Below are 11,095 nucleotides of genomic sequence, written 5' to 3'. Positions count from 1 at the left end.
TTACCTCGCCGGCCTCCACCTACGCGGCGCGATGATCTGGATCAAGGACCTCACCCGGAGTGCCACTTGATCACAACCAAATACGCACCCTAGGACGAGGACGGTGGGCTGGATCGGCCACCACGTGGACGTACGGCTTGTCGATCTCACGTGGGACGAGGCACATGGGGCCCTCCTTTGAGCTCCGTGATACGGACATCGCGTTCCGCGTGGACGCGTGGGGACGGGGCAGGTCGACAGGGCCCGTGCGGACGTTGGCGGTCCGTTCCAGTGCCCGCGCCCCTGTGCCGTGCCCCGACGGGCAGGCGGAGGCGGCAGCCAGCCGGGGCTACTTGCTCATGGGAACAGTGTTTTGTTTCCGAGAGTTTGACGAATTGTCACAACTAATCGAGCGGCTGTCTGGTGCTGGTAGAACCTATAGCCAGGTCCGGCTGTCCGATCCAGCGGGATGGCGGATCACACAGTGGCTCTGGTCACCGGCCGGGCCTCTAGAGTTTCCACAACCGGATGCCGGCCCCCGCGCACCAGGCGGGATCAGCGCCCCCGGACGTCTTTCCCCACCCTCTCCGCCCTGGCCGCCATCCCCCTGCCGCCAGGACCGTCGCACCGTCGCGCCCGGTCCGGAACGGCGCTGTCCACGCACCACCGGAGGTACCCATGCATGCGCACGGCGAGTCCGAAAACGCCACGCCCGGCTCCGTACCGGTCCATCCTGTCGATCAGGTGCCGCCCGCGCCACGGTTGGCGATCCTCGGTCTCCAGCACGTTGTCGTCATGTACGCAGGCGCTGTCGCCGTCCCGTTCATCGTGGGCAGCGCCCTCAAGCTCGACCTGCACACCATTGCCCTGCTGGTCAATGCGGACCTGCTGGTCGCCGGTATCGCGACGATCATTCAGGCGGTGGGCGTCTCCCGTGTCCTCGGTGTCCGGCTGCCGGTGGTGGCCGGTGCCACCTTCACCGTGGTCAGTCCGATGATCACCATCGCGGCCAGGCATGGACTGCCGACGGTCTACGGCGCGATGCTCGTCTCCGGCGTGTTCGGCCTGCTCATCGCGAAACCGTTCGCGAAGATGATCGAGTTCTTCCCGCCGCTGGTGGCGGGCACGGTCATCATGATCATCGGGCTCTCGCTGATCGGTCCGGGAGCGGGCATGATCGCCGGACACGACACCTCGGCCGCCGACTACGGGAAGCTGTCGCACATCGCCCTCGGCTTCGGCGTGATCGCGCTGATCGTGCTGTTCAGCCGGCTGCTGCGTGGCCTCCTGGGCCAGCTCGCGCCGTTGCTGGCGCTGGCCCTCGGCACGCTGGCCTCGATCCCGCTGCACCTGTTCGACCTGAGCGGGGTCCGCTCCGCGGGTTGGTTCGGCGTCGCCTCGCCGTTCCACTTCGGCGCGCCCCGGTTCGACGCGGCGGCGATCGTCTCGATGTGCGTCGTGCTGCTGGTGACCTACACCGAGTCCACCGCGGACATGCTCGCGGTGGCCGAGATGACCGGCAAGGAGCTGACCGACGCGGACATCGCGCGCGGCCTCGCCACCGACGGCCTGTCCGCCGTGCTCGGCGGCTGCATGAACTCCTTCCCCGACACCGCGTACGCGGAGAACGTCGGCCTGGTGCAGATGACGGGGGTGCGCAGCCGCTGGGTGGTCGCGGTGGCGGGCTGCTTCCTGCTGGTGATGGGCCTGGTGCCCAAGGCCGGTGCGCTGGTCGCGGCCGTTCCCGAGCCGGTGGTCGGCGGCGCGGCCCTGGTGATGTTCGCGATGGTCACCGCGGTCGGCGTGCAGACGCTGAGGAAGGTCGAGTTCAACGGCAATCACAACCTGCTGATCGTCGCGGTCTCGCTCGGCGTCGGCCTGCTACCGGCGGTCGCCACCGACCCATACGGCAACGAGGTGTTCTTCCAGCACTTCCCCGCATGGGCGCAGACCGTCTTCGGCAGCCCGATCACCCTGACGGTGATCCTCGCCTTCACCCTCAACCTGCTCTTCAACCACCTCAAGCTGTCGGCCCGTGGCTCCGCGGCGACCTCGGCCGCTTCTCCCGCCGCCACGGAGGAGGACCCGGTGCCAGTGCCGGAGGGCTGTTCGGCGTCATGCGCGCGGCGGATCACCCTGTCATCGCATACCTACTTCTGGGAGTCCCCGTATCCCGGTGTCTCCGCAGCGCGTGGCGGACAGTGCAGATGCGGCCGTCGTTCACGTTGAACTCGCCTTGTCGGGGGCCCCGCCGCAGTGGTTGTCGCGGGTCAGGACGGACCTGTCCGCCGGTGCGGCCAGGCAGCTCAGCAGGCCCTGGCCCGTGCGGCCTTCCCTGGCGCAGGCCGCCTCGGCCGCCTCCAGGTCGAAGCCGCCGCGAAAGACCGGCAGATTCAGCCAGGTGCCCGCGGCCAGGCGGCGGCTCGCCGTGGCGGGACTGGCGTTCGAGGCGATGGCCGACAGTACTGGCAAACTCCTCGATTCCACAGGAGAACTGATCGCCGGTCGGTCGCATCGGCTGAGGACACCGCTGACCGCGCCGCGTCCGGTCGGCGGGCACATTGGCGCAGCGCCCACCCGCGAGCGCGCGGCGACGACCGTCGAGCGTCCGGAGAGCGAGCCCGACTCCATCACCACTGAGGCCCGCAGGCCGCCGGTTCCCGGACGGATACCCCCGTCCGGGAACCGGCCGGACCTCTCTCGCGCCAGTACCACCCTCACCGAGCGCGCTGTCGACCGCATTGAGGAGTGGGCCCACCGGCCGATGCCCCGGCCGCGCCCGCCGAACCCGTCGCGTCCTATGTACGTCGCCCTGGTACATCCCGGCGGCGTCGTGGTGGGCCCGCACGGTGGTGGAGTCCACGCTGACCAGGGACAAGTCCAGCTCACCCCGCTTCGCGGCTTCCGCGATCAGCCCCTCCAGCGGGGCTTCGAAGACGCCAGCGTCCCTCCACTGCCGGAACCGGTTGGAGACGGTCGACCGGCGCCTAACTCCTGCGGCATCTCCCCGCTACTGCCCGCCCGTCCGGAATCGCCAGATCACGCCCTCGAACTGCTGCCGCAGCCGCTCCGGGTACGGCCGTACTCGTCGATCGGCAGGCACGGCTCGATGGACTCCCACTCTGCATCCGTCAGTTGCACTCGCGTCACACAAAACGATCCACCAGACCAGGGCCCGCCAGGAGGGTGAATCCCGCAGATTGATTACAATCAAATACGCGCCCCAGGTCGTTGTCGACTCGGTGTAAGTGGGCGGAGGGCGATCGCCAAGCATATCTATTTGATTATGTGATCATAAGTGGCAATTCGTTCGTAAATCACCCGTATGGATCGCGTGCAGATTTTTGATGTCGGCTAATATAAAGCCGAACCTCTTCCCTGGGAGAATGAGGGATGGGTCGTCGAAATCTACGATGCCTGTCGACGGGAAGGGAGTGTCAGGTCGTCGGAGATCGACGATCGCGAACCTGCCATATTTCCCCAAAGAAATAGGCCTTTAGATGACACTGAACATCTCTGGTGCGCTTAACTGGCGCGCAATTTCGACTTGGGTTGCGACGGTCGTGTTCATCGTCGCTGCCGCAATCACGACATCGCTGCTGCCGGCTCATGCCATTGCCACGGCCGTTCCCCTGGGGACGGCGAGCAGCTTCGCGGTTCTGGGTGGCCAGTCGGTCACCAACACCGGTCCCTCCGCCATCACCGGAGACCTCGGAGTGAGCCCGGGTTCGTCAATCACCGGGTTTCCGCCTGGTTTGGTGAGCGGGGCCATTCACCAGGCGGATGCGGTCGCGCTTCAGGCCCAGAATGATCTGACCACGGCGTACAACAACGCCGCGAGCCAGGCCACGAATGTCACCCTCACCTCCCCTGGAGACCTCGGTGGCCTGACGCTTGTTCCGGGTGTCTATACCGCCTCGTCTTCGATCGACCTCACGGGCACCCTCACGCTTGACGCGCAGGGCAACCCCAACGCCGTCTGGGTCTTCCAGGTCGGATCGACCCTGACGACGGCATCCGCCAGCCGTGTGCTCCTGATCAACGGTGCTGCGCCGTGCAACGTCTACTGGCAGATCGGAAGTTCTGCCACGCTGGGCACCAACACCACCTTCGTGGGCAACATCCTGGCACTGACCTCGATCGGGCTTAACACCAGCGCGAGCATCGATGGCCGCGCGCTGGCTCGCAACGGCTCCGTGACGCTGGACACCAACCGGATCACCCTGCCCAGCTGCCCAGCGAGCACCACTGGCGGTACCACTGCCGGTACCACCACTGCCGGTACCACCACTGCCGGTACCACCACTGCCGGTACCACCACTGCCGGTACCACTGGCAGCACCACGGGCGGTCTCCTGGGCGGTGTGCTTGGCGGTGTGCTGACAACGGGTGGCACGACAAGCGGCGTCCTGGGTGGCGCGGTCGCCGGCAACACCACTGGTAGTACCACGACGGGTGGCATCACCGGCGCTACCACGGGCGGTAACCACGGCGAGCATGGCGACCACGGCGAGCATGGCGACCACGGCGAGCATGGCGAGCATGGCGACCACGGCGAGCATGGCGACCACGGCGAGCATGGCGAGCATGGCGACCATGGCGACCATGGCGAGCATGGCGAGCACGGGTGTTCTCCGTGCGACGACAAGTGGGGAGAGCCCATGAACTCGTAGCTGATTCAAAGCCAGGTGGGCACCACGACAGGCGGGCCATGAGCAGAGGCCCTCGCGCGTGAATTCGGCTCGGGCGTGCGGCCTTCGGGGGCTGCCCCGAGGCGGTAGCCCGCTTGAGGAACACAGGACTGGTGGCGCGCGGCGGATCGTCATGGATCCTGTCGCGCGCCCCAAGACGCTCAAGGCATGCAGAGTCGAGGGAGCAGTCACAGTGGTAAGGACGGGGCCCAGTCGTGCGATGGGCGGCACAGAGCCCGTGAAGACGAAACAAGCGGGCCACCAACCGGCCGACGCCAGCATCCCCGTCGACGCAGTGCAGGGCGCCCAGCCGTCCGTCACGGAGCCCGGCGAGCAGCTTGCCGGCCTGTCAGGACTGTCGCGCCCGTTGGGGGCGGCCACGGTCGTCGCTGTGGCTCTGTGCCTGGCAACGTCCCTCGTCCACGTGTTTCTGGTATTTCTGTATGTAGCTCCCTCGAACCAACTGTCCCAGTACTACGACAGGCAGCTCAATGCGTGGATTTTCCCGTTGTTCGAGCAGAACTGGCGGCTGTTCGCACCGGACCCGGAGTCCGTGACCCGGCAGATTTCCGTGAGAACCGAGCGGACCTCAGCGGATGGTAACCGTGAGGTCAGTGACTGGTTCGACCTGACCGCCGTCGACGACTCCGACGTCGAGCACAACGTCTTCCCGAGTCATACAACGCAGAACATGCTGCGTCGATCCTGGATCGCTTATCTCGAAGCGTATGGAAGCGACGACCAGCCGCACTCCGAGCGGGCTGTGATGTTGCGGACATACCTTCGCAACATCGCGGTGGAGCGACTCGCCGTCCATCAGAACGTTACGTATGAGGCCGTCCAGTTGCGGGTGATTACTACGCCCATCGCGGCGCCCACCACGCCGGGCGGCCCGCGCCCGACTGCACCAGCCTCGGTCGACACCAGGTATCTGCCCTGGTGGAAGGTGGCATCCAATGGAAACTGAGCAGGCTCCAGTTCCGACGCTCCCTCCGCGCCACACGGCCCTGCGGAACGGTGACGCAGACAGCCAACGGATGTTCCGCCGAATCGGCGCGCTCAGCAGCGCCGTGACCGATCGACCGATGTCCCTGTACGCGGCGGCAGTGCTGCGCATCGGGTACGGCCTGCTCTACCTGGCCTTCCTGCTGAGGGAGTTCCCGCACCGCGACGAGATCTGGGGTCCTGGTTCGCCGTGGACGCCCGCCCTGGCGAGGCAACTGTTCGATCAGACCGGCTGGTTCAGCATTCTTACCCTATCTGACAGTCAGGCGTACTTCGAGATCTGCTATGCGACGGCTGTCGTCACGTCCGTACTGTTCGTCCTGGGCTGGCGGACCAGGATGGTGTCGATCCTGTTCGCGGTCGTGGTGACCTCGTTCCATGCGCGGGCCATCTTCATGACGGACGGGGGAGACAACCTCATCCTCCTCATGGCCGTGTACCTCTCCTTGACTGCTTGCGGCCGCCGCTGGTCCCTCGACGCGCGGAGGACACGCCTCGTGGCCTCAAGCAAGGCAGAGCACTCGGTGGCAGGTCCGAGAGCGCCCGGCTTCCGGTATCAACTCAGGGGCACACGCAAGCTATTGAGCACGGTGCTGCACAACTGTGCCATGGTCGTCATCGCGGCTCAGGTCTGCATCGTCTACGGATCCGCAGGCTTGTACAAGGCGCAGGGCGGCTCCTGGGAAAACGGGACTGCCCTCCACTACGTCATGAACCTCGACCTGTTCCGGCCCTGGCCCGCGTTGTCACTCATGGTGGACAGCCACCCCATCCTGATCGCCGTCATTACCTACATGACGGTGCTGTTGCAGGTGGCCTTCCCGTTCGTGCTGTTCGGCAGGCTGAAGTACATCGTCCTGACAATGCTGCTCGGGATGCACGTGGGCATTGCCGTTCTGATGGGTCTTCCGCTCTTCTCCGGAGCCATGATCGTCGCTGATGCCGTATTCCTGCCGGACCGCTTCTACACATTCCTGGGACAACTGTGGCGGCGCACCTTTCAACGGGCAGCTGCCGCAGGAGCAGCGGAACCATCCCAGAGGGAGAGCCCAGTCGTACCGGCGCAGCCCGGATCGGCCGGCTGAGGCCAAGATGCGCGAGGAACTGTTCCAGCCGTGGACGGAGACGAGATGAGCGGCGCGGCCGGCAGCACAGAACCGGTGCTGGCGTATGACGGGGACTGCGGCTTCTGCCAAGTCGCGATCGATCGGATCCGCCGGCTGGCCGGTCCGCAGATCGAAGCCGTACCGTGGCAGGTTCTGCCGGAGCGGCTCACCGCCCCGCACCTGGCGCGGCTGGACCGGGAGGTGCTCCTCTTTCACAACGGCGCGGTCCGCGCGGGCGGGGCAGACGCGTTGGCTCGATTCGTCGGATCCTCATCGGCCCGCCGGTACCAACTGGCGGCCGCCGCAGCCGGTCTGCCCGGCGTGCGAACCTGTGCCCGTCAGGTCTACGCCCTGGTGGCGAAGAACAGGCGGCACATGCGCGGCAGGACGGTCTCCTGCGCCATGCCCCGGCCCTGAGTCACCCCGGCACGAACACATTGGCCCTTCGCGGGGCGTGCCTTGAGGTCGCTGTCCTCGGACCGGGCTGGGGCACCGGCTTGATCGAGGAACTCCGGGAGATGGCGGTGAGCTTCTCAGAGTCCGCCGAGGTCGAAGACCAGGATCGTCTGGTCACTCCCCTTGTCCAGCCCGTACGCGAGGGCCGCGGCGGTCGGCTCGTTGACGGTGCGCAGCACCTTCAGCCCGGCGATCTCCCCGGCTTCCTTGGTGGCGGTGCGCTGGGAGTCGTTGAAGTAGGCGGGGACGGTGACGACGGCGTCGGTGACGTCTTCGCCGAGGTAGGCCTCGGCGTCGCGCTTGAGCTTCTGCAGTACACGGGCGGAGATCTCCTGCGCGGTGTACCGCTTTCCCTCGACGTCGCCGGTGTCGGGGAAGCGCCAGTGCGGGTCGCCCACGTGGCGTTTGACGGAACGGGCGGTGCGGTCCACGTTCGTGACGGCCTGGCGTTTGGCGACTTCGCCGACCAGCACGTCGCCGCCCTTGGCGAACGCCACGACTGACGGGGTGGTACGCGCCCCTTCCGCGTTGGGGATGACGGTGGGCTCGCCGCCCTCCAGGACACAGACGACGGAGTTCGTGGTGCCCAGATCGATACCGACGGAGCGAGCCATCGCCGGGCCTCCTCCCGCACGAGCGGATTCCTGGGCCAACCCCCCTCTTCCTCACTCGTAAAACGTGAGTTGCTCGGTGTCAAGGGCTGACGGGAGTCCCATTGGCGGGGGCCCGCGCCGGACCGCTGGGGCGACGGCCTGCGCTGTTCATACGGTAGGAGTGTCGGGCCGCCCGCCGTGGGGCGGGAGGGGCTCGAACGCTCGGTGGTGAGGAGGTTCGCCATGGCTTCCGTACTGCGGTACGCGATCGCCCTGCCTGGCGCTTTCGTGGTGCGCGCTCTCTCCCACGTCCTGAAGGAGAAGCGGGGCGGGCGCACGCGCGACGACGCCACCCTGTTCCTGATTGAGTGGCGCTGAGGCGCCGACATCCCGCCGCGGCTCTCCTGACCGGTCGGATCGGCCCGGCGCGGGCGGAGTACCGTGGGGATATCGGGGCGGCCCGGCCGCCGCTCCCCAGTGGTCGGCCCTCGCTCAGTCGGCGTGCCAGGCGGCGCTCACCGCCCCGCGCCCGGCGCGCAGTCCAGCTCGTAGCGGGCGAAGACGGCCGCCGATGGATAGTCGAGACCCAGGACGACGACGGCCGCTGGTCCCAGCAGGACAGCGCTCCCATGCCGAACCCCCTGGAATACGACACGTCACCCCAGCAGACGGCGAACCATTTACGGGACGTGTTCGTCCGCATGCTCTCCAGACCCGTTCCCGGCCCCCGGGCGATCAGCGTCCGAGCCTGGGAGGGGCGGCAATCGGCCAGCGAGTCCCAGGCAGAGACCGAGTGGTCACGCGAGTAGCGGGACCAGCCGCGGCCAGGGGGGGCGCCGCATCACCGGTGTCTGCGTCGGACGTCCATCCGTGCGGGACGGCTCCGGCCATCGTCTGCGAGGTCGCCGAGAAGTAAGGCTTCATCTGGCTCCAGCGGGGCGCATGTCCGGGCGATGTCTGTGTCCGGCCTGCATGATCCGTGGTGCCGACGGCGGGAAGTCGGGGCCGGCGGCGAACGGCATGGTGTCGTCCGCTGCTGATCGTTGTCACCCGTCGGCCCGTAGGTCTGCGGTTGGCACACCCGCAGCTGTCAGGAGATCGGTGCCGGTTCGCGTGTTGACCGGGTCGGACGCCGCTGTCATCAGCCACTCGGCGGCGGAGGCCTCGGCCTCGGGGGGAATCACCAGGAGCTCCAGGCGCAGAGGGATGAAGGAGCACACCACCACCTCGTCCGCGTCCTGTTCCTGTTCGAACCACCCGACGTGGATGACGTGGCCTGCGACCGGGACCCGGTGTGGGATGACCGGCCAGTGCGTCGGATTCACGGTGACACGGGTGACCCTCCCCCATTTGGGGTCCAGTGCTGCCGCCAGCGGGGGCAGCTCGCGCAGGAGGTCGTGCGAGCGCGGCCACCAGGCCCCGTCCAGCCGACCTCGGGTGGCGCCCTCGGGTGTCAGTGAGAGCCGGACCGGCGGTTCTGGCCCCGGTGGCTGGGCAGCGGTGGGATCGGAGGTCGTGGTCATGTCGAACACCTGCCTCGGGCTCATTGTGGACGGCCTGGTGCTGGCGCCGGGGCACCGCAGCACTCCGCAGGCCGTGGGCGGTGAACTCTTCTACCGTATAACCCGGCCACAGCCCTGGCCTCCGGGGGCAAGGCACGGGGCGGTCGGTGAGCAAGCGGTCGCTTCGGCGAGATGCGGGCGACGGCCTGGACTACGCCCGCAACGATGACATCCTGCATCTGGCCGTGATCGACGCGATGCGCCACGGCTTGAAGCGCCGACGTCCTGACGACCGTCGCCCTGGGCGCCTACCGGCATGCCAGGCGCGCCGATGTCGGGGCTCACTGAATCCTTACGACCGGTCCACCACGGCCCTGTGCTCCCTCCATGCAATTCAGCCATGGGCACCTCAGTTCTGTGTAGCAGTCCTCTTCCTCGGCTGGCTTCCTCGCCTTGCCGCCACGTAGATCGGCACGCGTCTCACCGACGTTTCCCTGATCCAGAATTTCACCGGCTCTCACCCTGCGGCACCTCAGTCGGGATAGATCTTGTCGCCGTGGGGTGCGGCGCAGGGTATCCCTCGAGCGACTTTTCTGGCCAAACGTCACGCGTGGGAATTTTTGAATAATGATTTATGTGCATGGAGGCCTCGAATTCGCGTAGTGCGGAGTATTCTGGACAGTGTCGGGATAAGTTGCCGGTGGGACGATCGCGAGGAGGCGAATATGCAGATCAGTGAGGCAGGATCCCTGACTGTGCGACTCGTGATCGCAAAAATGGCCGCCCTTTCGGCGGGAAGATCATAGGGTGACGGGGGCGGGGGCTCGCAGGGTTGGATCCTGTTGCCTCGGCCGGCGTTACGTTTGTACAGGCCGGAAAGGCGGTCGCCGCAGTGATGCGGGGACTGCCTTTTTGGGGCGCAGGGGGTCCTCTCATTCAGCGCGTTGCGCAGGGTGGAAACGGCCCGGTAGACGGTGACCCTGCCCCGCTTGGCCTCCAGCTGGGCAGTGACCCAGTCGTCGATGTGCTTCGGCCGCAGATCGAGCAGCCGGAGGCGGCCGAACGCGGGGATGAGGTCACGCTCGACACACGTCGCGTAGCCGGCGTACGTGTTCGGCGCGAGATGCGGCTTCCTCGTGGCCGGCTCCCGCGCGAGATCGACCGCATACGTCCACGTTCCGTGCTTGATGTCCCCAGCCAGCCGCGGGCACCACGGCCCCAGCTGCTTCCTGTTCCCATCCTGGCACCCGCACCGCCGGTAGACGCGGCCCCGCTGCGCACGCTGTCCCATGAGTTTCTCCTTCTTGGACTCAGGTGATCCCGGGTCCAAGGCTCGCCGTCCCGTCGGGCGTGTCGGCAGAGCGCGTGGGGCGGTGCGCGAGGCACGTCAGAGCCAATCGGCGAAGACGCGCTCAAGACGACACACCGCCCGGAACACAATCCGTAGCCAGCGGGTGGTCGACCTTGATCTGCACGCAGCGACCCGGAGGGTCAGCGGCAATGTGTAGCGAGCTGCTGCCCGCTGTCGACGGCGCATGCTGAAGGTCCGCCAGATTGCTGTCACTCGCCGTGGCTGGGGCCGGTCCATGACCCCGGGGACCACTTGGGGACCAGCTTGGGACCGCACGCGATGAGCGCTCATGAGCGCCGGTGGGTCAAAACGGACGCTTGTGTGTGAAGTGAGAACTGGCGGAACGTCAGGTCGCCTTGCCGGAGCGCTGGTCCGAAGTTTCCAACTCATGTGTACCTCAGTCCAGTTGAGC

9 protein-coding genes and 3 pseudogenes are annotated in these 11,095 nt (G+C 67.0%); 7 read left to right on the top strand and 5 right to left on the bottom strand.

Features of this window, described 5'->3' with window-relative positions:
- Positions 1-774 precede the first annotated feature (774 nt).
- Positions 775-2,208, top strand: a complete 1,434-nt coding sequence (locus ACWC9T_RS30815; RefSeq protein ID WP_449824326.1) for a nucleobase:cation symporter-2 family protein — start codon at positions 775-777, stop codon at positions 2,206-2,208.
- Here the strand turns inward: ACWC9T_RS30815 and ACWC9T_RS30810 are convergent.
- Entirely contained in the window at positions 2,200-2,451 is a 252-nt protein-coding gene (locus ACWC9T_RS30810; protein WP_449824329.1) for a hypothetical protein, read from the bottom strand. The two genes, ACWC9T_RS30815 and ACWC9T_RS30810, sit on opposite strands and share 9 nt — an antisense overlap.
- Positions 2,452-2,797: 346 nt before the next feature.
- Positions 2,798-3,129, bottom strand: a pseudogene (locus tag ACWC9T_RS30805) (transposase); the annotation flags it as partial.
- 350 nt (positions 3,130-3,479) lie between these two features.
- On the opposite strand from ACWC9T_RS30805, the gene ACWC9T_RS30800 reads away from it, so the two are divergent.
- From ACWC9T_RS30800 to ACWC9T_RS30785, 4 genes are all read left to right on the top strand, one after another.
- Positions 3,480-4,652: an ice-binding family protein gene (locus ACWC9T_RS30800; protein WP_449824325.1), complete on the top strand. Its 1,173-nt coding sequence runs from the start codon at positions 3,480-3,482 to the stop codon at positions 4,650-4,652.
- Positions 4,653-4,890: 238 nt separating this feature from the next.
- Positions 4,891-5,637, top strand: coding sequence for a DUF5819 family protein (locus tag ACWC9T_RS30795; RefSeq protein ID WP_449824324.1), 747 nt, complete (start codon positions 4,891-4,893; stop codon positions 5,635-5,637).
- On the top strand, positions 5,627-6,760 hold the full coding sequence (locus ACWC9T_RS30790) for an HTTM domain-containing protein (protein WP_449824323.1): 1,134 nt from the start codon (positions 5,627-5,629) through the stop codon (positions 6,758-6,760). Before ACWC9T_RS30795 ends, ACWC9T_RS30790 begins: the two co-directional genes overlap by 11 nt.
- A 30-nt stretch (positions 6,761-6,790) precedes the next feature.
- Positions 6,791-7,198, top strand: a complete 408-nt coding sequence (locus ACWC9T_RS30785; protein ID WP_449824322.1) for a thiol-disulfide oxidoreductase DCC family protein — start codon at positions 6,791-6,793, stop codon at positions 7,196-7,198.
- A 122-nt stretch (positions 7,199-7,320) separates the two neighbouring features.
- Here ACWC9T_RS30785 and ACWC9T_RS30780 read toward each other — a convergent pair.
- Positions 7,321-7,851 (bottom strand): annotated as a pseudogene (locus ACWC9T_RS30780) (Hsp70 family protein); the annotation flags it as partial.
- A gap of 222 nt (positions 7,852-8,073) precedes the next feature.
- On the opposite strand from ACWC9T_RS30780, the gene ACWC9T_RS30775 reads away from it, so the two are divergent.
- Complete coding sequence (locus ACWC9T_RS30775) at positions 8,074-8,208, top strand: hypothetical protein (RefSeq protein ID WP_449824328.1); 135 nt, start codon at positions 8,074-8,076, stop codon at positions 8,206-8,208.
- A 668-nt stretch (positions 8,209-8,876) separates the two neighbouring features.
- Here ACWC9T_RS30775 and ACWC9T_RS30770 read toward each other — a convergent pair.
- Entirely contained in the window at positions 8,877-9,353 is a 477-nt protein-coding gene (locus tag ACWC9T_RS30770) for a DUF5994 family protein (protein ID WP_449824321.1), read from the bottom strand.
- A gap of 173 nt (positions 9,354-9,526) precedes the next feature.
- Between ACWC9T_RS30770 and ACWC9T_RS30765 the strand changes: the two are divergent.
- A pseudogene (locus ACWC9T_RS30765) lies at positions 9,527-9,671 on the top strand (serine/threonine-protein phosphatase); the annotation flags it as partial.
- Between the two features lie 265 nt (positions 9,672-9,936).
- On the opposite strand, the gene ACWC9T_RS30760 reads toward ACWC9T_RS30765, so the two are convergent.
- On the bottom strand, positions 9,937-10,623 hold the full coding sequence (locus tag ACWC9T_RS30760; RefSeq protein WP_449824320.1) for a tyrosine-type recombinase/integrase: 687 nt from the start codon (positions 10,621-10,623) through the stop codon (positions 9,937-9,939).
- Between the last annotated feature and the right edge of the window lie 472 nt (positions 10,624-11,095).

Source organism: Kitasatospora sp. NPDC001159 (assembly GCF_053598235.1).
The sequence above is the reverse complement of the archived record's forward strand: the minus strand, read 5'-3'. Positions and strand labels throughout refer to the sequence as shown.